Source organism: Larkinella humicola (assembly GCF_008727875.1).
GTDB lineage: Bacteria > Bacteroidota > Bacteroidia > Cytophagales > Spirosomataceae > Larkinella > Larkinella humicola.
In genome coordinates this window covers 303,769-325,901 of sequence record NZ_VTWS01000008.1, presented here as the reverse complement: position 1 = coordinate 325,901, position 22,133 = coordinate 303,769, and the positions used below count along the sequence as shown (strand labels likewise).

Genomic DNA, 22,133 nt, shown 5'->3' with positions numbered 1-22,133 from the left:
AAACAGAGATTAAAATGGAATGGTAAAACCGCCCGTAACGGTCAGGTAGTGGTAATTTTGATTCAGGATATTCGATCCTTTCCGTTCGTATTGGCCGAGCAAATAAAATGACGTGCGTTTGCCGACACCAAAGTTGAACAGCAGGGTGGTTTTATCGCGCGTCGGGTCGGGTACGTTGTTATAAATGGCCGTGGTCGATTCCAGAAAATTAGTGGTTTGGAAATAACCGTAGCCTGTCTTGATGCTAAACTTCGGCGAACTCGTAAAAACCGCATTCAGGCTCCAGAGTGGATCCCAGGTGCTTGTGAGCGATTTATTCTGAAGCTCATAACTCCCTTGAAACCGTACCCGATGAATGGCATATTCTCCGCCCAGCCCGATTTGCCATTGGCTTTCTTTGTTCGGAATTCCCCCTCCTGGTGGTGGTCCCTGATCAGGTGATGGGTTACCGCCATTGCTGATTTGCGAATATGTCAGCAACGGAAATACTTTCCATTCGTTTCCGCTTCGGGTCAGGTTGAGGTGAAAAACCGTTCCGCGCTGTTGAAAGCCGGTCATGGTAGTGCCGGTACCAGTGACCGAAAACCGATGAAAGGCGGGTGAAACGAGCCAACCGGGTGATAGACGCAGGTCCGTACGAATAAAATACTGGAGCTGAATGAGATGGATATCAGTGCCGTAGCCTTGCGAAAGTCGACTAAGCGACTGGTATAGGTGCATAAACGGACTAAGGCGGTGCTCCAGGCCAACCGTTAGATACGTGGCATTTCCGACCTGATCTGGAACCGAACTGACCTTGATTCCACTTTCCAGGTTCAGGGAGGTAATGAACTGGCGGGCGCGAAATCCCAGGCGTTGTTGCAAAACCGTCGGAAACGCATCGGCACGGGCTACGGCTTCGGCAGGGCGACCATCATACAGCAAATTATAGTAGAGATAAGCTTGTGCAACCGAATCGCGGTGATTGAATTGACGCGCTACGTTCAGATGCACAATACTTTGGCCGAAATCGCCCCGGAAAAAGCTGGCAATCCCGGCACGCTGGCGTAACGCCAGATAGTCGATTTGGTTGTTGATTGATAATTGGCTTATTTTCAGTACTTTCCACCAGTTTCGTTGTGCGTAGGTTTCCTGTATCTGGGCTTCAATACTGAGGTAATCCGGTTTGTTCTGGGCAAACCCATCCTGTATCACCACCCCAAAGAGGATGGTGATAATCAACACGGCGGCTTTTTTCATACGGTTTCCTCGATTAAAACAGGAGCGGGTAAAACGTCGGTAGAATCGGTAAACGGCAAAATCTGGCGGACAATCAGGGTGCGGTTCTGATGACGAATGGTGAATTGGGCAATGGTTTTGTTTTCGAGCAGCATCTCGAAATCGTATAGTTTCACCGACTTGCCCAGTACTTCCCTTTTTACAGAAGATTGGATCTGTATCATTTTCGGCCGGATGTAATTATCCATCTGTCCGTAGATCAGCCGGTAGGGGTAATGGCGGTAAATTGCAAAGGGAGCCAGAAAATCCTGCACCAAACGCCCCGGGCCCTGATCGATCTGATGGAGTGGAATCTCATCGTCGATTGTGGTATTCCTGTAAAATCCCAGCATTACTTTATAGGCAGCCAGGTAGAAATAGTACAAGAGCGTGTGGCGCGGACCCGTGTATGATGAAAAATAGAACATCGTTCCGTCATTGACAAAAAAAGCCGTCGAACCGGTTACAGCGCAGTGCAGATAAGCTTGATTCAGGCTCGTTGTGCCCACCACCCATTCCTCTGCAAAGCGTTCAGTCTCCGATTCTCCCTGAAATTGCAGCACCTGTCCAGGCACAAATCCGAAACTTTCGCGGAGCAGCGGGGTCGTCCGGATGTTGGCTATCGTCTCGTTCTCCTGCGGCACATCGTAACTTTTCAGGCCGATTTCGGGATTGTTTCTCAGCAGGTAATAGGTAATCGGATACTGAATCGTTGGTGCGCCCACGTCGGGTGTTGCCTGCACCTGAAAATGGATGTGTGGCTCTGGCGACCGACCCGAATTACCCAGGATGCCAACGACATCGCCCTTGCGTACATAATCGCCCAGCCGCACGGTGAAACTGTCTTTTTTCAGGTGTGCAATCTTGGAATACAGGTAATCGGCGTGTTTGATGACTATCGCGTTGCCCCAGTTTTCCTTCATGTTCATGTTGCCGATGGGGTTGTCTTCGATACCGTCTACAATGGTCACGACGTAGCCCGAAGCCGGCGCTACCACCGGCATGTTGTAGCCATAGTAATCGTCGGGGGTGAGGCCGGTGGTCCGGAAGGATTTTTCGGCGACATCCCGGATCACAAAGTCCCAGGCAAATCGGTAGGCGTCTTTGTGGGTGTGTTTTCCGTTATAGCCTTGATAAACAGTCCATTCTCCAAAAAAAGGCAGGCCGATTTCTAGGTAGGTCGATTTCCCGAACCGTTGCCGGTAGTTTCGAAACGAATACAGATTGATCTCCGGTGCATCGTGCTGATGGGTCACTTCCACCATTTCCGGAACCAGGCCACCCTTGCGCAGAGCATACATCACCAGCGGGACAATCATCACAAACGGCAGCGACAAAACGGGCAAATCCGCCTTGCCGAACAGGTTGGTGCCTGCAACGATCAACAACACGACCACTGGCATTACCAGTAAAACCAGCCCGTAGGTACGCCAGTTGGGAATGTACATAAATCCGCCCAGTGCAAGGGCTGTCAGGACGAAATTGAAGCCGATAAAATGGTCGCTGATGTGAACGGGGTTACCACCGAGGCTGCTGAAAAAACCGTATCCCGTCAGAAATCCCAAAACCGATAACGTAAAACTGATGCGGGAAGCCCACAGAATGCCCAGGACCACCAGCAAGCCGGCCACCACATTACCCTGAAACAAAATACCACCCAGCGATTGCAGGTAGAACCGTATCCAGTCGGGCAGCGGCCCGTATTGAACAAAACCGTACCACCGGGCTGACTGGTCGGCAGAAACCGGCTGGAGGTGCAGTTCCGAAAAACCGGTTACGGCCAGCATGACGATCCAGTAAACGCTCACAAAGGCCATGCTCAGTGAGGGGAGGTTCAGTTGGCTCATTTGATGAAAAAAGGCGATGGAAAGCCCTACCGTCAGCAGACAAGCGACCCCGAATAATCCAAGAAAAGCCCCGTTTACCTGAAGAGTCGATGCCAGCCCCAGCGAAACCAGCACACCATTGTAGCCGATCATTCCCTGTTTCAGCAGGGCCGGATGGGTTCGGATCAAGAGCCCCAGGAGGTTACATACTACCGCCCCCGTCAGCCCCCACAGGCCCACGGATGGGTTTGTGAACGATGCCAGCAGCACCAGCACACCCGTTACTTTGCTTTGCGTAAAAAACAATTGCGCATAGCTATTCAGGACCCCCGTAAAGAGGGTTTTGACGGTATTTTTCATAGATAAAAAGGATTGAAAGAACCTATAAATCGAGTGATTCCAGGTGGGTTGGGGTCGATTCCAACTGGGTGAGGTCTGCCACCGTTTCGTGTTTGCGGATGAGGTGTGGCTGGCCGTCCTGATCGATGAGCACGATGTTGGGGCGAAGGGCGATAAACTGCATCCACTGCGTCATGTTATAGGCCCCGACCCGGTGTACAACCATCTGATCGCCTTTGTTCAGGGGTGGGAGTTTGACATTCTCGCGCACAACGTCGATGTTCATGCAAAGTGGCCCATACAAAACCGCATCTTCGGCATACTGACTGCAATCCTGGGCGGGCGAAACGGCGTGTTCATACCAGAATGACGTAAAGAGCAAATTGACCCCAAAATCCATGATGGTAGCCCGCCGACCGTCCGACAACCGCTTGTTGGCCAGTACAGTACCGAGCAGATAGCCCGCATCGTCGATTAAAGCCCGGCCCGTTTCCAGAATCAGCAATGGCAGTTCTTCCGACCGAAAACCGGCTTTAATGAGCGTTGTGCAGATCTGTTCGGCATAGTCGTGAAAAGAGGGGGTAATGTCGGTTCCGCTCAGATAAGCGCCTTTCAGCGTATTTTTCGAGGCAAATCCACCGCCCATGTCGAGGTACTGAATGTCTAAACCGAACTGCCGTTTGATATTCAGGGCGAGGTCGGCCATTTTCGAAGCCGCTACCGCATAGGCGCTGGTGGTCAGCATAAAAGTGCCAATGTGGCAATGCAAGCCCACCAGGTCCATTTTGTCGGTCTGGATGATTTTGGTAATGGCATCCCACGCCTGGCCATTTTCGTAGTTAAAGCCGAAGCGATCCCACATGGGCAGTACGCCCGTGTCCATGTTCACACGGATTGCTACTTTCGGACGTTTGCCAAGTTTGGTACTGACCTCGATTAATCCGTACAATTCGTCGAAATGGTCAATGTGGATCGGCGAATTATTCAGCACCGCCACTCGGTGGTCGTCAGCGGTTTTGTCGGGACCGTTAAATAGGATCTTGTCGCCGGGCACGCCGTTGCCCAGTGCTTTTTCATATTCAAAGCGCGATACCACTTCGGCCCAGGAACCTTCCTGGTGAAAAACGCGGCAAACGGCGTTCATGTAATTGGTCTTATAGGACCAGGCAAACTGCACATTCGGATAGCGGTTGGCGAACGCATTGTAAGCTTCCTGATACGTCTGGCGGATGGTGCGTTCTGAAATCACAAACAGCGGAGAGCCGAACCGGGCCGTCAGGTCTTTCACGGCCAGACCATCGATGTGTGTATGGGGAATAAAGCCGGTTTGGGCTCCGAATTTATTGGTAATACCCGCATTAAGTTGCTTAATGACCGGGCGTTCGTATTTTAATTTCTGCGAGGTTTCCATTTTTAGTGAGTGATTGAGTGAATGGTTTACGCCAGTTCCAGCGGATGGATGGCCACTTCGCCCGTGGTGGCGATTTCCTGAAAGCGGCTCAGGTCGCAAATCATATCCCAGGAATATCGAACGAACATTTTGCCCGCTTCATAGTCTTGCTGCGGGGCCACGTCCTGATCCAGGGCCAGCCGCACCAGCATTTCGGGGTGGTTTTGCCCGCAGGCCGTTGCCAGATAAACCCAGGCCGGAAAACGGGGATTGATTTCGATCAGGTAGACGTTGCCGGTGCTGTCTTCCTTCATCAGTTCAAGCTCCAGACCGCCACCCCAGCGGGTTTGCGTAACCACCCCACGGGCCATGTCAAGCAGGTTTTCATCGTCGATCGAAACACCGGCCCATCCTTTGCCCGTGGACGTTATATAGGTTTTTCGCATCGCTACGGCGCCCATAAGCCGCCCTTTTCCGTCGCCGAGGGCGGTGATGTTGTACTCCTGGCCTTTTATGAATTGCTGGAGAATGATCGGGGTGCCCCATTTGGTCGCCAGTTTATGGAAGTAACCCTGGGCCTGTTCGGCAGTTTGGGCGACGTAGGCTTCGTAAAATTTGCCTTTGACCACCACCGGGTAGCTAAATTCACTGAGTGCCAGCGCCAGTTCGTCGGTGTTGAAAACCGTCAAGCTTTTCGGAACGTCGATGTGAAAGCGTTCGCCAAATTCAACCAGTTTACCTTTGAGCCGGGCATCGAACTGCTCCTGCGTGGGCAGCAAAGTCCGTATGCCCATCCGCGTCAGCCGATCGCTGATTTTGATAAAACTGAACAATTCCGCATCAAAATTGGGGATAATCAAATCAAGTTGTTCCTGTTCGTGGATGTAGACCAGCCGCGCGAGCAGGGTCTCGTGGCCCAGCGACGGATACGGAATGGCGTAAACCATGTCAACCATGCCGTCCATGTAAATGCCTGGTTCGAGGTTTTCGTAAGAGAGCCCGATAATCCGGACGGCGAGGTGACGGCTTTCGCGCAGACTGCGGATGACGGGAATGCCGGGGCCGGGATTGTCGGAATTGTTCAGGCCCGTGACCGCGATGGTGAGGGGTATCTTTTTCATGCTTCGATCAGGTTTTGTTGGTTCAGCATTTTGATGAAGTCATACAGGTCTTTCTCACAGGTCGCTTCGTCGATTTCGTATTTTTTCAAAAGCAGCGCCTTCATTTCAGTATCCGTTTGGCCTTCCCGGAGCCAGTTAAGAATCTGGGTGCCAGTCGGGTTTGTCGAGAACGAATCCCCCCGCGACGCGTTAAAAACAAAGCCATTTTCGCTAATGGCAACGCTTTTTTTGAGTTTCATAAAGAAGTTGGCATTTAAGTGACATCTGCAGTAAAGACGACGTCTAATAGAGAAAGCCTTCGGACGATTCAACCAAAACACCGAATTGTTCAGTAAACGGACCTATCGTTTCAGCTAACGGAATATGACGACCAACGCCTTTGAATCTCTCCATTGTCTGATTTATGAAGACACTTTTGACGCTGGTCGCTGGCTCAAACATGGGCTGCCCGGTTTGTCGGAGAAACCGCTGATTCGGGTTGTCAGCGAAATAGGGCAATTGGAACAGCGGCTCCGGGAAGACGATTATCATCTGGCATTTCTGGTGGTCAGCCAACTGGAAATCAACGATTTCTTGTTTATCCAGAAGCTGGATTTCTGCCCTCCCTTTCTCGTATGCAGTTCCAATCGGGCCGTAGCCGCCGATGCCTTCGTATTGGGGGCATCCGGTTTTTTGTCCAGCGAAATCCAGCCGAAACACCTGAGCCAGCAGATTGGGCAGCTATTGGCAAAAAATACGATGAGCCTGGGTGCTAGTCAGCGCCACCGGCTTCAGATGCCTTTTATCTTTGTCAAATCGGATTATAAACTGGTTCGACTTAATTTCGACGATATTCTGTTTGTCGAAGGGTTGGGCGAATACCTCCGAATCTATACGGATACAGCCAAATATGTTGTATTACAGTCATTTTCCCGGCTTATGGAGGTCCTGCCTACCCAGCAGTTCCTGCGAATTCATCGTTCATACCTCGTCAATCTGTATAAAATCAATTTTATCCAGAACAATGTAGTATCGGTTGGAAACCATCAACTACCGATCAGCAAAAGTCAAAAGAAACCTTTTCTGGAATTGATTGAACAGGTGGGGCTCTTATAACAATACCTTGGATAGCAGCCAGGAATGAACGAAGGACAGGATCTATTTTTAGCGATTCAGGGCATTCGGGAAGGCAACGAAACGGATTTCCGGCGCTTTTATGAACAGACTAAAAACCGGGTGTATAACCTGGTGCTGGGCTATGTGCGCAACCGCGAAGACGCCGAAGAAATTATGCAGGATGTATTTCTGGAAGTATTTCTTTCGTCTCATACGTTCAAAGGCGATGCCAGCGTAACGACGTGGCTATACCGCATTGCGGTCAATAAGTCGCTCGATTTTCTGAAACACCGGAAACGGCAAAAACGCTTTGCTTTCTTTACGAGCCTGTTCGATACCCAATCGGGCGAAGTGCTGCACCATCCCACCGACTTTTTTCATCCCGGTATTGCGCTCGAAAACCAGGAGAACGCGGCCCGGCTTTTCCGGGCCATCGATACCCTGCCCGACAAGCAAAAAACCGCTTACCTGCTCACAAAAGTGGAAGGGCTGAGTAACATCGAAACCGCAGCCATCCTGGCCGCCAGCGTGGGGGCGGTGGAATCGCTTTTGCAGCGGGCAACCGAAAATCTGAAGAAACAGTTGGCCCGCGTTTACAAATCCGTACAGGAGGGCGGTTAAATTCAACCCGATTCGTTGGCACTATTGATGCAAAATAAGTTAAGTAACAAATCTTTATCGTAACCCGCAGGAATCGGTTACACTTGTCGTCTCAACCGCTATGGAACCAAAAAAAGAACAATGGATTAACGATATACTGAACAGTACGGATGGAATGCAGCGGGCGGAACCTGGTGCTTTTCTGTTTGCCAAAATCCGTAATCGGCTACCATCGGGTGCCCCGCCGGTGTATGTCTCGCCCATAACCGTGTGGCTGACCGTCGCTACTTTCGCCTTGCTGATCCTGCTCAACTGGCGGGTGGTTGATTGGCCGTCAAATGCTGCGACCTCCCAATCCGCAGATTTAACCAACGTTGCCACGGAGATGAATCTTTTCCCGACAGGCAATCAACTCTATTAAAAGATGGAGCGGACAAAATTGCTGACTTTTGCAGTTGTTGGACTGATCCTGCTCAATCTGGCAACCATTGGCTTTCTGGTGTTTAGCCCAGGCGGTGGTCCGCATTCCGGTCGGCCAAACGGCCCACACGGTCGGGAAGAACCCGCCCGAATCATCATCGCACGGCTTCGTTTCGATCCGAATCAGCAACAGGCTTACCAAAAACTGATCGAAGAGCACCGGAGACAGGGAAACAGGCTGGCTGAACAGATGAAACAACTGCACCAGCAGTATTACGGTCTGTTGGCAGCCACAACCACCGATTTGGCCCGGCAAACGGCTTTGAGCCAACAAATTGCCGACAACCAGAAAGCACAGGCGGAATTAAATTTCCGGCATTTTGAGCAAATCAAAGCCTTGTGTCGCCCCGATCAGCAAGCCGATTTTCGGGCGTTGGCAGCCGATTTGTCCGGTTTGTTCGGTCGGCCTCAACCACCCCGGCCGGGTGCCGGAGGGCCGCCAGAAAATTTTCCGCACAGGCCGTAGGAATTCCGTTGGTGGCATCGTCTAACGGTGAAATTAACCACCAACCACCATGAACCGACTCCTGTTCTGCGCTTTTTTCTCGGCCCTGGGCCTTACCCTTTCCGCCTGCCATAATACGGAAGACGAAGCGTCGCCTTCTACGGGCACAACAACCGGCACCGGCAGCACGACGACCACCGTTGGTTCTGGCGTTCCGGATGTGTATAAAAAAATTTATGGGGCCACCAGCATCACGACCGACGGAACGTATGTAACTATCAAAACCACCGGAACGCCCGACCACAAAAGTATTTATTATGCCACCACGAACAGTTTGTACGAAACTTTTTCGGGCAAAACCTTCGGCGATAACACGTTTTCCAAAAACCCCAACTCCATTGCGACGCAGAATTTTACGTTTAAGATACCGCTGAATCCGAAAGTGGCGTCCACGCACTCTGCCACCAACCTGGGCGCTATCGGTGTTTCGCTCAATGGGGTTCCTTTTTTTAATCAATACGCCGGTCCCAACCAGCCGCTCTCCGGCGAAATTGTCTCTTTCGATCAGTGGTGGGGCCACCCGGCTCCCACGAGCGAATACCACTACCACGTCGAACCGAAATACCTAACCACCGTCAAGGCAACCAAATCGTCCCTGCTGGGCTTTTTGCTGGACGGTTTTCCGGTTTACGGGCCGGAAGAGAATGGTGCTTTGGTCGTCAGTTCGTCGTTGGATGCGTATCACGGCCACGCGCACGCAACGGCTGATTATCCCAACGGTATTTACCATTACCACATCACGGCGTCGGACCCATACATCAACGGAAGTGGCTATTATGGCACGGCGGGTACATTTTCCAAATAAAATTCTGGCACTTCTGGCCCTGCTGGTTGCGTGTTCCGACTCAAACGAGTCGGAACAGATGCCGGTCGTTAACGCTGCGGACGTAAAAATTCAGGCGCAAAATGGCGTGGCTTTCGCCGACAACCGACCGTTTACCGGCATCGTCTACACCTTGTGGGCGAACAAAAAAGACACGGCGGAAATTGTCGGTTTCCGGAATGGCGTCGAACACGGCGAATGGAAACGGTTTTATGAGTCCGGAAAATTGATGGAAAGACGGTTTTTCAGAAACGGAAAAAAAACAGGGGACTATGTCGCCTGGTGGTCCAACGGCCGTAAAAAACTGGACTACCATTTTGAAAATGGCGAATACCACGGGGTTTGTAAAGAATGGTCGGAGTCGGGATTGCTCCTGAAAGAAATGACGTATAAACAGGGTTACGAAGAGGGGCGTCAAAAAGCGTTTTATGACAACGGTAAAGTAAAAGCCAATTACATCATCAGCGAAGGAAGAAGGTATGGGTTACTGGGAACAAAAAACTGCGTCAATGTGGCCGACAGCGTATTTAAGAACTAGTTTCTGGCTGTTTCTGGCGGTCTGTTTTGGCTGTCACCCGTCAGAAACCAGCCACAGTTTGCCGTATTACAACACCCCGGATTTTACCCCGGTATTTATTGGAACGGCTGACCGTGTGGCCGAAAAAATCCCGCACACCATCGGTGATTTTTCGTTCCGCGATCAGAATGGCGCGACCATCAGCCAGAGCGATATTGAAGGCAAAATTCACGTTGCCGATTTTTTCTTTTCTTCCTGCGGAGTCATCTGCCCTACGATGACCAAACACCTGAAGCTGGTCGAGAAGGCGTTCCCGAATGACAAAAAGCTGGTTTTGCTTTCCTACAGCGTGACGCCCTGGATCGACAGTGTAGCGCGGCTGAAGAAGTATAGCCAGGCCAACGATATCCAATCGGAAAACTGGCATTTACTGACGGGCCGAAAATCCGAGATTTACCAATTGGCCCGGCAATCCTACTTCGCCGAAGAAGAATTGGGGTATAATAAAGACAGCACCGAATTTCTGCACACCGAACATTTTTTACTGGTCGATAAACAAAAACGCATCCGCGGCATTTATAATGGAACCCTTGAACTTGAAATACAGCAACTCATTGCCGATATAAAGACTTTGCAGCAAGAGCGTTGAATGAAAGTTTCACCGGAATCGTACTTTTGTTTTTACGCTACCGTAAAGAAAGCCCGTTATGAAACTTGCTCCTGATACCTTAACCCATTTAAAAATTACCAAACCGAAAGAAACAGCCGCCGGTCTGACCGCTGTAACCGAATCGTTTCGACACGTGTTCCGCCAGACGGAACTGGTGCGCGGCTGGAAAGCGCTGTATCAGCTCAACCAGAAAGACGGCTACGATTGCCCGAGTTGCGCCTGGCCCGATCCCGACGACAACCGCTCATCGATTGCGGAATATTGCGAAAGTGGTGCCAAAGCCGTCGCCGATGAAGTGATGACGAAACACACGGCGTCGCCGGTTCTGTTTCAGCGGTATTCGGTGGCGGACTTACTGCAAAAAGATGATTTCTGGCTCGGACAGCAGGGGCGGTTGACGCAGCCGCTGGTGATTCGGAAAGGGCAGACGCACTACGAACCCATCGCCTGGAACGATGCTTTTCAACTCATTGCCGACCACCTCAATGCGCTCGGTTCGCCGGACGAAGCGGTTTTTTATACGTCGGGCCGAACCAGCAACGAAGCGGCTTTTCTGTACCAGTTGTTTGTCCGGCAATATGGCACCAACAACCTGCCGGATTGCTCCAACATGTGCCACGAATCGACCTCCGTTGCGCTGGCCGAAACCCTCGGGCTGGGTAAGGCATCGATTGTGTATGAAGATTTTGAAAAAGCGGAGGTAATCATGATCATGGGCCAGAACCCCGGCACCAACGCCCCGCGCATGTTGACGCCCCTCGAACAGGCCAAGCGCAATGGCGCCACCATCATCGCCGTCAATCCGCTGGTGGAAACCGGCTTGCTGGCCTTCCAGTTTCCGCAGAGTGTGCGGGATATGGTGCTGGGCGGACAGAAACTGACCGATCTCTACCTGCAAATCCGGATCAACTCGGACCTGGCTTTCCTGAAAGCCATCTGTAAACTGTTGCTGGAAGAGGAAAAGAAAACACCGGGCAAAGTCATTGATCACGCTTTCATTGAGGAATATACGGCAGATTACCAGGAGTTTATCAGTAGTTTGGAACACTATGACCTGAGCGAACTGGTGGGCCAAACCGGATTGTCGCTGGCGGAAGTTCAGCAGACGGTCGATCTGCTCAAACACAAAAAGAAGATCATCATTTGCTGGGCGATGGGGTTGACGCAACACCGCAATTCTGTTCAGACCATCAACGAAGTGATCAATGTGCTGTTGCTCAAGGGCAGCATTGGCATCGAAGGCGGAGGGGCGGCTCCCATTCGCGGGCACAGCAACGTGCAGGGCGACCGGACGATGGGCATCTGGGAACGACCAAAACCGGAGTTTCTGGACCAACTGAAAACCGTCTTTGGATTCGAACCCCCACGCGAACACGGTTTTAGTGTCGTCGAAGCCGTGAAAGCCATGCACGAAGGAGACGCCAAAGTGTTTTTCGGAATGGGGGGCAATTTCCTGATGGCGGTTTCCGATACGAACTACACTGCCGAGGCCCTGCAACGCTGCCAACTCACCGTTCAGGTGTCTACCAAGCTGAACCGCAGCCACCTGGTTCATGGCGAAACGGCCTTGATTCTGCCTTGTCTGGCGCGTTCCGACCGGGATGCGCAGGCTTCGGGCGATCAGTTTGTGACAACCGAAGCCACCACCGGCGTGGTTCAACAATCACACGGCACCCTGGAACCGGTTTCGAAACACCTGAAAAGCGAACCGGCGATTGTGGCTGAACTGGCCAAAGCGGTTTTCCAAAATCGTCCGAACACCGTCGATTGGGACAAGGCGATTACCAATTATGATTACATCCGCGACCTGATCGAGCAAGTCGTTCCCGGTTTTGACAACTACAACGAGCGTGTTCGAAAACCGGGCGGTTTTTACCTGCCCAACGGCCCCCGCGAACGGAAATTTCCGACCAAAGACGGCAAGGCGCACTTTTCGATCAATGTCCCCAGCCAGATCGCCTTGCAACCCGACGAACTGCTGCTGATGACGATCCGCAGCCACGATCAGTTCAACACGACGGTGTATGGCCGGGATGACCGTTACCGGGGCATTTACGACGAACGGCGGGTGGTGTTTATGCACGCCGACGACATCGCAAGTCGGGGCCTGAAACCGCAGCAGGTGGTGAATCTGCAAAGCCGGTATGACGGAAAAATCCGCACCGCCGAGCGGTTTATCGTGGTTCCCTACAACATTCCGCGCGGCTGCACGGCGGCTTATTTCCCGGAAACCAACGTGCTGCTGCCCATCGATCAGTTTGCCGAAGGGAGCCTGACGCCCACCTCGAAGTCGATTGTGATTACGGTATATCCTTCCTGAACCGAACGTCTTTGACTTCCATCAGGTCAATGACCGTCAGGCGGTTCCGGAAAACAATGTAGACGTCGTGTTCACCCGTCACCGGTTTGATGGGTAGGGTTTTCTCGACCCACACTCTCCGCTTTCCGGTTGCGGGCGCATCCATTTCGCCCACCAATTCACCGGCAGGGCTGTCGAGCCGAACTTCGATGCTGGTGCCTTTGGTTTCGGTCGCGAGGGTGAAGTCGACGGCGCGAATACCGGTGAGGTTGAACTGGCGCATCATCACCCAGCCCGCTTTGTGAATGTCGTACAGAATGTCACTGCGCTGAAGCTCGTAATGTGCATCAAAATCCTGGGCCGTCAGCACGGGTGGGCGCAGCACCACCGTCGACTGGCGGGTCAGCGGTCGGGCGGTTTTATTCCCTTTGTCGGTGTAGGTGGCCGTCAGCACATACGTGCCGTGAGCGGCCGGGTCGGTAGAAAATTTACCTTCGGCGGGTACTTTTTTCTCGGTTTTTTCGTCTGACAACGACAGGATATAGCGCACCATTTCCGACGTTACCTCATCCGAAAGCTGCGGGTGAGCGCTCATGTTGGTTGGCCCCCACACGCCGGAACCGCCTTTCAGAATCTTTTTACTGAGTTGCTCGATGAGCGCCGGATCGGTTTTTTTCGGCTGGTACTTCACGGCAATCTCCCGAAAACTCGGCCCGACGGATTTGTCGTTCAGCGCGTGGCAGGCTTTGCAGTCGTTCTCCTCGATCCAGGTGTAACCGCGTTGGTTAGGCAATGTCAGTTCGCCTTTCTCCGAAAGTGAAACGGTTTTTCGGGTAGGCAGATACGTCAGTTTCACCTGAATTCGGGCCGGATCGACGCGGCCATCTTCGGCATCCTCCACCTTTGTCCGGTACGAAACCGCCGGGCCATACAGCCGCCCCGGTTCGGCCAGTTCAATCGTTACTTTGGGCGGATTGTTGCCCGCATTCACCACGGTTTCTGTCGCCGAACGCAGCCCCGCCCGGTCGCTGACCACCAGTTTGACACGGTAATTGCCCGGTTTCCGAAACGTGTAGGAAAGGTCGGCGGTCGTCTGGCTAAGCGGTTTTCCGTTGATGAACCAGCGGTAGGTGAGTTGGTCGTCTTTGTCGTAGTCCAGCGAGTTTTTGGCCGAAAACTGAACCGGCAACGGTACGGCCCCAGCTTCGGTCGTTTTTTCCAGCTTCGCCACCGGCGGACGGTTTCCGGCAATGTATTCAATCCGGACCAGGCGCGAATCGCTGTTTCCACCCCACAAGGCTCCAAATTCGATAAGATACAAAGCGCCATCCGGGCCGAATCGCATGGCAATCGGCTTGCGAAAAGCCGTGGAAGGCATGAACGATTCGATGGCTTTCAGGTTTTTCTGGTCATCGAACGACACGGTTTTCATCCAGTTCCGCATCCATTCGCCCAGAAACAGTTTGCGGTCGAAATAGGCCGGGAATTTAATGGGGGAGGGGTTTTTCGGGTCAAAATAGTAAATCGGTCCGGCCACCAGCGTTCGCCCACCGGAGCCTAATTCCGGGTGTTCGGTCGACACGTCGTAGGGATACGCCAGAAAAGCCGGTTGGGCCGGGGGCAAATCCCGTAAACCGGTGTTGTTCACCGAGGTGTTGATGGGATGCTGCGGATCGAACTGAAACAGGACGGAATCTGTCGTAAAATCCACCTTGGCATAGGGTTCGTTGTTGCCGATGAAAAACGGCCAGCCGTGGTTACCGGCTTTGCGGGCCTGATTCAGTTCATCGTAGCCCCGGGGGCCGCGCGATTCGGTGTCGCTGGCATCGGGGCCGATTTCGCTCCAGTACACAAAATCCGTGTCCTGATCGACCGTCACTTTAAACGGATTCCGGCAGCCCATGACGTAAATTTCGGGCCGGGTTAAGGTGTCTTTGGAATCGGCAAACAGATTGCCCTTCGGAATGGTGTAAGTGCCGTCGGGTTCGGGGTGAATCCGGAGAATCTTCCCGCGCAAATCGTGCGTGTTGCCCGCCGAACGCTGGGCATCGAAGATTTCCCGGCCGGGCCGTTCGTCGAGCGGGGCAAAATTGGTGCCGAACGGATTGGTGTTGTCGCCGGTGGTCAGGTACAGATTTCCGTGTCGATCGAACGTCATGCCCCCGCCCGAGTGGCAGCATTCCCACGAATCGGGTACTTCCAGCATCATCTTCTCCGAACTCAGATCGAGTGAATCACCCCGGAGCGTGAAGCGCGACAGCACGTTGACGTTCTGGCGGGTTTTCGGGGCATAGTACAAATACAGGTGCCGGTTTTGCATAAATCCCGGATCGAGGGCAATGGATTGCAGCGTGGCTTCCGATGGCTGCGGATCGATTTTTCCAAGCAGTTTGTTTTCTTTGGTCGCAATCCGGTGGACATACAGTTCACCGCGGTGGCCGATGTAGTACACATCGCCATTCGGGGCAATGTCCAGTTCGACCAGATCGCGGAGGTTGCCGGTGAGTTCCACTTTCCGAAACCGGTGTTCGTCGGGTGCTTCGGTCGGGCGGTCCTGCCGAAAAGCAGCCGAAAGTATACCAACGAGGATCAGTGGCAAAAAAAGACGGACTATTTTCATAGCGTGTTTAGGGACGACTCATTTAGTCAAATGTAATTCAATCCGGTTTTGTTTTGGAATAGGCCCGTTCCATTCCTTACATTTGACTTTTAGCCTGATCAACACAACACCCTATGTCAACCGTATTATTGACCGGAGGAGCCGGTGGTCTGGGCCGCTCCATTACCCAACAGTTGCTGAAAAGCGGCCATACCGTCATTGCCACCCTCGAACCGGGCGGACACACCCTCGACGCGCAGTCCAATCTGGTGACGCACGAACTTGACCTGACCGACGAAGCGGGTTGTCGGGCCCTGGTTCAGAAGGTGGTGGCCGAACACGGTGGCATCGATGCGACCATCCTGCTGGTGGGCGGTTTTGCGATGGGGTCGATCACGGACACCGATTTTGCTGCCATTGACCACCTGTTCCGGCTGAATTTTCAGACGACCTACCAGGTGGCCCGCCCGGTTTTTGAGCAGATGAGCCAGCAGGCGCAGGGCGGACGGTTTGTGCTGATTGGTGCCCGCCCGGCCCTGGTTCCGTCGGCCGGGAAGAGCATGGTAGCCTATGCCCTCTCGAAATCGCTGGTGATCCAGTTGTCCGAAATTCTCAATGCCGCCGGCAAAGACAAGAATATAATTTCAACGGTTCTGGTGCCGAGCACCATCGACACGCCGACCAACCGCAAAGCCATGCCCGACGCCGATCCGGCCAATTGGGTAAAGCCCGAAGATATCGCCGAACTGATTGATTTTGTGACTTTTGGTGCCGGACAGATGCTGCGTGAATCAGTTTTGAAAGTATACAACAAGGCCTAGAGAAACCGCAATATCTACCCGTCAGTTGGTCCGCCGGATTTCGTCATCGGAGCCGGAGCGCCGTTGCCGGGCGGCTTTTACCTGCTGGTTGCCAAACGAATACGTCAGGTTGAGCAGGGCGATGCGCGTATCGAAGGTCAGAACGCCCTTCTGGTTGGCCATTGGGGTGTTGACGCTGGGTCGAAACCGGTTGGTGTGAAACACATCCTGAACGCTGAATTTCAGTTTGAGGTCCGACGAAACCGCTTTCTGAATACCGGTGTCCAGCGCCCCCAGCCAGGGCGATGTCCAGATGCCGTTCACGGCGGGGGAGCTAACCCAGCCGTTGAGTTCCGCCGTCCAGCCGTGGCCCAGTGTGAAGGCATTGTTGCCGTTCAGCCGGCCCGCAACGTTCTCGATTTGCAGGATCGTACCTTCGTAATGATACCGGAAGCGGTTGTAGTAGCCCAGCACATTGGTCTGCAGTTGCCAGCCTTTCATCACGGTTACCGGCCAGCTCAGGGTTCCGATGTAGCCCTGCGAACGGCCGAGATTCTCCATCGTGACGTACGTCTTATTCCCTTCGGTGGCATGGATGGTGAAAAACATGAGGTCGGTGGTATAATTGGCTCCCAGCGAGGTAAAAATGCCATTTTTGAAGCTGAGTTTCCCCTCCAGCGCGTGCGTAAACTGGGGTTTCAGGTACGCATTGCCCTGGCTGTAGGCATACGGATCGACATACCCCCGCGCCGGGTTCAGATTCTGGTAGTTTGGCCGGTCGATCCGGTAGCTATACGAGAAGGTCAGCGTCTGGTTGGGCGACAGCGCACGCGACACGAACAGGCTCGGGAACCACTTCAGGTAGTCGCGGGCGACGATCTGGTTCAGGGTCAGTGAATTGCCTTCCGAATGCGTATGCTCCGCCCGCAAACCCGCCTGGATTTCAGTCTTCGGGCCATCGCCACGGCCCAACTGCCCCGAGAAGCTGATGTACCCCGCATTGACCCGCTCGGTATACTGAAAGTGGTTCGACAGGGCCGGGTCCGGCACCAGCACCCCGGCGGGTCCGCTGCTCAGGCTGAGGTCGTTATCGGTTTTCACGAAGGCACTTTTCAGGCCCGTTTCCAGCTTCCAGCCGTTCGACAGCGTTCGGTTGTAGTCGGCTTTGAACGTCTGGATGTTCACCGTCGACGGCTGCGTAATCAGAAGCGCACCGGCGGGAGGCTGCACCTCGCTACCGCTGGTTAAAACGAGGGTTTCCGTGAGCAGGCTGTTGGTATACTGCCGGGTAAAATGGCCCAGGTCGACATCCATTGTCAGTTGCCCCTTCTTTTCCCCGAAAGCGTGCTGGAGGTTCAGATTGCCAACCTGATTCTGACTCAGCACGTCATAGGTTTTATGTGTCTGCGTTTGCAGATAAACCGGTCCGCCCGTATTTCGCCGGAACGTGGCGCCAGCGGGACCTTTTTCACGGTGATCGCTCCAGAAACCCGTCCAGACGACGCCGATGGTGGTGGTTTTGGTGGGCGAATAATCCAGTCCGGCCTTGGCGTTCTGGCCCAGATCCCGAAACGTCAGGTAGGAGTACTGGCTGACCAGATTGCGCCGAAAGGCATCCGACGGGCTGGGATCGGGCTGGTTGCGGACGAGCTGAAAATCCCAGTAGTTACCGCCCCGGTTCAGGCTGTAATTGCCGAAAAGGTTCATTTTCTGCGTGCGGTGGTTCAGTTGCAGGCTTCCCCGCTCCCGGTCAAACCGCCCCGAACCCCCGGCAACCGATACCGTTCCGTTCGTCCCCAGATTGCCGTTTTTCTTGAGTCGGATGTTGATGATGCCTGAATTGCCAGCCGCGTCGTAGCGGGCCGAAGGGTTCATAATCAGCTCAATTTTATCGATGTTGTCGCTCGACATGCTCCGCAGGAGGGCGATGACATCCTGGGCGGAAAGGTAGGTCTGCTTGCCGTCGACCTGCACGATAACGCCTTCTTTACCCCGAAGCTGGAGTCGTTCGTTTTGGTAGTCGACGGTTACGCCCGGCGTTTTTTCCAGCACTTCCAGGGCCGAACTGCCGCTGCCGACGATGCTGTTCGCTACGTTGATCACCATACGGTCGATCTGTTGCTCGACAAACGGTTTTTTGGCCGTTACCTGCACCTCGGCCAGTTTGCTGCTAACCTCAGACAGAGCCAGGGGCGGTACGGTGGTCACGCCGGTGGTGACGTCTACCACCGTTGAATGCGTTTTCTGGTAGCCCACTGCCGTCGCCCGGACCACATACCGGCCGGTTCGCACGTTTTCAAAGGTATAAAGCCCCTGCTGGTCGCTGGCGGTTCCTTTAGCCAGACTCGAATCGACGGCGTTGAGCAGCGCCACGCTTGCAAACGGCAGCGGTTTGTCGGTTCCGTCGCGGATCATCCCGTTCAGGGTGGTCTGGCTATGCGATTCGGTAGCTGCCAGCAGAAAGAATCCGATCAGGGCGATCAACCTAACTGAAAGGCCCGGGAATGCTCCACGGCTCCAGATGGAGAAGTCGATCCTGCCCTGGCAATAGAGCCTGTGTGATTTCTGGTTGTGGTGTAGGGTTGCCTTCATGATAAAAAAGGGAGATGACTGTAGACTGAGTCGTTAAAAACAGACCACAGGCAAACAGGATAGGATGGAGAAGAAAGCTGATACGAACTAGCAAATTCGTAGGTTTTAATCCTAAATGTCTGATAATGTTGCTATTAAACGGTTTTGGGGTTTGCTGCAAAGCCCCGTCTGATCGCCCGAAAGCCGGGTTGGATTTGAGATAATTCCTATTTATTTTGAAACAATTCGCCTTTGCTCACCAAGGTACTATCTCGCTTTTTGACGAAGGGACGGCCCCGATTCGGAGCGAAATGAGGTGAGATTCCGGAGAAACGGGAAAGCGAACGGTGAAAGGGGGCGTTCCCGGCGGTTTCAGGAATTCCCAAATCCGCCGGAGATACCGGGCGTTTAATTCAACCGGTCGAAAAGCGGATCTCTTTTCAGTAATCTCCTGCTAATCAGAGAACTATTGAGGGAACGGTCGGTGACGGTTTCTCCGAATCAGGCTTGCGCGTGGTTTAATGTGCTGTAAAGTCCTGTTCGTGTAGTAATTTGCAGCTTTCAAAGGCTTTTAAACACATGTCCTTTTTCATTCTTTTTTTTCGAAGACTCCATTCCCTAATTAATCGACGATTTATCTGGACCGGTTTGTTGTGGTTGCTTATTCGTGCGGTGTTTGCTCAAAACCCGTCGGCGATCTGGTATCGTCAGCCTGCCCGCAACTGGAACGAAGCCCTGCCGGTAGGCAACGGTCGGCTGGGGGCAATGGTTTTTGGCCGCGCCGGTGACGAACTGATTCAGTTGAACGAATCGTCGCTTTGGTCGGGCGGCCCGGTCAATCGCAATCCCAATCCCGGTGTTGCCAAGTATTTACCCGAAATTCGGGAAGCCCTTTTCCGGGAAGAGTATGAAGCAGCCGCCAAACTGACGCAGCACATGCAGGGGCTGTATACGGAAGCCTACCAGCCGCTGGGTGATCTGTTATTGAAACAGGATTTTTCGGGACAACCTACGGATTACTACCGCGATCTGAATATAAAAAATGCCACGGCGACTACCCGGTTTCGGGTAAATGGCGTCAACTATACCCGCGAAATCTTCGTCTCCGCACCCGATCAGGTCGTGGTCGTGCGCCTGACGGCGGATAAAAAAGGAGCGCTGACGGTAACGGCAGCCGCCCGCAGTCCGCATCCCGTTACGAAATCAGCACAGGGGCGCGATGAATTGGTTATTCGCGGAAAAGCCCCCGCCCACGCGGATCCGAATTACGTCAACTACAATCCGAAACCGGTTATTTACGGCGATTCTGCGGGATGCAAAGGCATGCGTTTCGACTGGCGGGTGAAAGTCCGCTCGACGGATGGCACGGTTTCGACCGATACGGCGGGGATTCGCATCCAAAATGCCACGGAAGCGGTTCTGTTGCTGACGGCGGCTACCAGTTTCAACGGTTTTGACAAATGCCCCGATCGGGAAGGGCGGGATGAAAAACAACTGGCTGAGGGCTACCTGAAAAAAGCACTCACCAAAACCGTCGATGCGCTTCGGAAGGCTCATGTAGCTGATTACCAACGGTATTTTAACCGCACTAGTTTTACGCTGGAAACCGCATCGGCGGTCAATATGCCGATGGATGAACGTCTGAAGCGGTATGCCGAAGGCGGTGCCGACCCGGAACTGGAAACGCTGTATTTTCAATTCGGGCGGTATTTGCTCATTTCCAGTTCCCGCCCCGGCGGTCCACCGGCCAACCTCCAGGGACTCTGGAATCCGATGGTTCGACCACCCTGGAGCAGCAACTATACCACCAACATCAACGCCGAAATGAATTACTGGCCGGCGGAAATGGTCAACCTGTCGGAATTGCACACGCCCTTGCTGACCTGGATTGGGTACATGGCAAAAACCGGTCGTGAAACCACGAAGACTTTTTACAACGCCCGGGGCTGGACGGTTCACCACAATTCCGACATTTGGGGCGCGTCGAATCCCGTTGGCGACAAGGGCAAGGGCAGTCCGTCGTGGGCCAACTGGGCGGTGGGCGGTGCCTGGCTGAGCCAGCATCTTTACGACCATTACCTGTTTACGGGCGACAAAAAATACCTGCAAACCTACGCCTACCCACTGATGAAGGATGCGGCCTTGTTCTGCCTCGACTGGCTGGTGGAAGACCCGCAGGGACGTCTGGTAACAGCACCGTCTACATCACCAGAAAACGTGTTTATCACGGATAAAGGCGTCAAGCAATCCGTTTCCGTGGCCACCACGATGGACATGGGCCTGATCTGGGATGTATTTTCAAACGTCATTCAGGCTTCGTCGCAACTGGGAATTGATGCGGATTTTCGGAAAACATTGTCCGATAAAAAGAGCAAACTGTTTCCATTGCAGATCGGAAAAAGTGGCAATTTGCAGGAGTGGTACAAAGACTGGCAGGACGAAGATCCGCAGCACCGCCACGTTTCGCACCTGTATGCACTGCATCCGGGTCGCGAAATTTCTCCGCTGACTACGCCCCAGTTTGCCGATGCAGCCCGCAAAACCCTCGAAATCCGGGGCGATGGCGGAACGGGCTGGAGCAAGTCCTGGAAAATCAACTTCTGGGCGCGGCTACACGACGGCAATCATGCCTACAAACTCCTGCGCGAACTGCTGAAGCTGACGGGCGTCGAAGGAACCGATTACGCCAACGGGGGCGGCACCTATCCCAACCTGTTCTGTGCGCACCCGCCGTTCCAGATCGACGGGAATTTTGGCGGCACATCGGGCATTGGTGAAATGCTGGTGCAGAGCCACGACGGTTTGCTCAACCTGCTGCCCGCCCGGCCCGATGCCTGGGCCACCGGCGAGGTGACAGGAATGAAGACGCGGGGCGGTTATGAACTCGATATGAGCTGGAAAAACGGCAAACTGACGCGCGTGGCCGTTCGCTCGGCGCTGGGTGGCAACTGCCGGCTGCGGGTGACGAGTGCGCTGAAGGGCGATGGGAAAACCCGGCTTCAAACCGCCAAAGGCACCAATCCGAATGCGTTTTTTCAACAGCCGGAAAACCGCTACCAAACGACCAAACCCGAAACCCCCGCCAACGGCGTTTATATCTACGACGTTCCGACGGAACCGGGGAAAGCGTATGTTTTGCTGGGTGTATAAGACAAAAGCGTAAAGAAGTGAGAACAGAGACCGGAGAAGGGAGATCAGTCGCCCGTTTTCCGTCTCAGATCTCCTGTCTCACCTCTTTACT

The 22,133-nt window shown here is 53.5% G+C and carries 17 protein-coding genes; 10 read left to right on the top strand and 7 right to left on the bottom strand.

The features are described from left to right. Positions 1–9: 9 nt before the first annotated feature. From F0P93_RS26685 to F0P93_RS26665, 5 genes are read right to left on the bottom strand one after another with little or no spacing between them, the layout of a single operon-like run. On the bottom strand, positions 10–1,239 hold the full coding sequence (locus F0P93_RS26685; protein WP_150880776.1) for a hypothetical protein: 1,230 nt from the start codon (positions 1,237–1,239) through the stop codon (positions 10–12). Further along, positions 1,236–3,443 (bottom strand): urea transporter, encoded by a 2,208-nt coding sequence (locus tag F0P93_RS26680; protein ID WP_150880774.1) that lies wholly within the window; start codon positions 3,441–3,443, stop codon positions 1,236–1,238. Before F0P93_RS26680 ends, F0P93_RS26685 begins: the two co-directional genes overlap by 4 nt. A gap of 22 nt (positions 3,444–3,465) precedes the next feature. After that, entirely contained in the window at positions 3,466–4,833 is a 1,368-nt protein-coding gene (locus F0P93_RS26675; protein WP_150880772.1) for a type III PLP-dependent enzyme domain-containing protein, read from the bottom strand. A 26-nt stretch (positions 4,834–4,859) separates the two neighbouring features. Further along, positions 4,860–5,933 (bottom strand): ATP-grasp domain-containing protein, encoded by a 1,074-nt coding sequence (locus F0P93_RS26670; protein WP_150880771.1) that lies wholly within the window; start codon positions 5,931–5,933, stop codon positions 4,860–4,862. Next, complete coding sequence (locus F0P93_RS26665) at positions 5,930–6,172, bottom strand: PqqD family protein (RefSeq protein ID WP_150880770.1); 243 nt, start codon at positions 6,170–6,172, stop codon at positions 5,930–5,932. The genes F0P93_RS26670 and F0P93_RS26665 overlap by 4 nt, the downstream gene beginning before the upstream one ends. A 124-nt stretch (positions 6,173–6,296) precedes the next feature. On the opposite strand from F0P93_RS26665, the gene F0P93_RS26660 reads away from it, so the two are divergent. The 8 genes from F0P93_RS26660 to F0P93_RS26625 all read left to right on the top strand — a co-directional run bounded on the left by F0P93_RS26660 (position 6,297) and on the right by F0P93_RS26625 (position 12,943). Further along, positions 6,297–7,028 carry a LytR/AlgR family response regulator transcription factor gene (locus F0P93_RS26660; RefSeq protein WP_150880769.1) on the top strand — a complete coding sequence of 244 codons (732 nt, stop codon included), beginning with the start codon at positions 6,297–6,299 and terminating at the stop codon, positions 7,026–7,028. 24 nt (positions 7,029–7,052) lie between these two features. Then, positions 7,053–7,649 (top strand): RNA polymerase sigma factor, encoded by a 597-nt coding sequence (locus F0P93_RS26655; protein ID WP_150880768.1) that lies wholly within the window; start codon positions 7,053–7,055, stop codon positions 7,647–7,649. Positions 7,650–7,749: 100 nt separating this feature from the next. Next, on the top strand, positions 7,750–8,049 hold the full coding sequence (locus tag F0P93_RS26650) for a hypothetical protein (RefSeq protein ID WP_225309656.1): 300 nt from the start codon (positions 7,750–7,752) through the stop codon (positions 8,047–8,049). Positions 8,050–8,052: 3 nt separating this feature from the next. After that, positions 8,053–8,574, top strand: a complete 522-nt coding sequence (locus F0P93_RS26645) for a Spy/CpxP family protein refolding chaperone (protein ID WP_150880767.1) — start codon at positions 8,053–8,055, stop codon at positions 8,572–8,574. Positions 8,575–8,623: 49 nt separating this feature from the next. Next, the gene (locus F0P93_RS26640) at positions 8,624–9,418 is read left to right on the top strand and encodes a YHYH protein (protein ID WP_150880766.1); all 795 of its coding nucleotides are present in this window, start codon (positions 8,624–8,626) and stop codon (positions 9,416–9,418) included. After that, entirely contained in the window at positions 9,390–9,974 is a 585-nt protein-coding gene (locus tag F0P93_RS26635; protein ID WP_150880765.1) for a toxin-antitoxin system YwqK family antitoxin, read from the top strand. Before F0P93_RS26640 ends, F0P93_RS26635 begins: the two co-directional genes overlap by 29 nt. Then, positions 9,946–10,602, top strand: coding sequence for an SCO family protein (locus tag F0P93_RS26630; protein WP_225309655.1), 657 nt, complete (start codon positions 9,946–9,948; stop codon positions 10,600–10,602). Before F0P93_RS26635 ends, F0P93_RS26630 begins: the two co-directional genes overlap by 29 nt. Positions 10,603–10,660: 58 nt before the next feature. Continuing rightward, positions 10,661–12,943 (top strand): FdhF/YdeP family oxidoreductase, encoded by a 2,283-nt coding sequence (locus F0P93_RS26625; protein ID WP_150880763.1) that lies wholly within the window; start codon positions 10,661–10,663, stop codon positions 12,941–12,943. On the opposite strand, the gene F0P93_RS26620 is transcribed toward F0P93_RS26625, so the two are convergent. Beyond that, complete coding sequence (locus tag F0P93_RS26620) at positions 12,924–15,542, bottom strand: PQQ-dependent sugar dehydrogenase (protein WP_150880762.1); 2,619 nt, start codon at positions 15,540–15,542, stop codon at positions 12,924–12,926. The two genes, F0P93_RS26625 and F0P93_RS26620, sit on opposite strands and share 20 nt — an antisense overlap. 113 nt (positions 15,543–15,655) lie before the next feature. Between F0P93_RS26620 and F0P93_RS26615 the strand changes: the two genes are divergently transcribed. Continuing rightward, positions 15,656–16,342, top strand: a complete 687-nt coding sequence (locus F0P93_RS26615; protein ID WP_150880761.1) for an SDR family NAD(P)-dependent oxidoreductase — start codon at positions 15,656–15,658, stop codon at positions 16,340–16,342. Between the two features lie 21 nt (positions 16,343–16,363). On the opposite strand, the gene F0P93_RS26610 is transcribed toward F0P93_RS26615, so the two are convergent. Then, positions 16,364–18,913, bottom strand: a complete 2,550-nt coding sequence (locus F0P93_RS26610; RefSeq protein ID WP_150880760.1) for an outer membrane beta-barrel protein — start codon at positions 18,911–18,913, stop codon at positions 16,364–16,366. Positions 18,914–19,564: 651 nt separating this feature from the next. Between F0P93_RS26610 and F0P93_RS26605 the strand changes: the two genes are divergently transcribed. After that, positions 19,565–22,042 carry a glycoside hydrolase family 95 protein gene (locus F0P93_RS26605; RefSeq protein ID WP_225309654.1) on the top strand — a complete coding sequence of 826 codons (2,478 nt, stop codon included), beginning with the start codon at positions 19,565–19,567 and terminating at the stop codon, positions 22,040–22,042. The last annotated feature ends 91 nt before the right edge of the window (positions 22,043–22,133 follow it).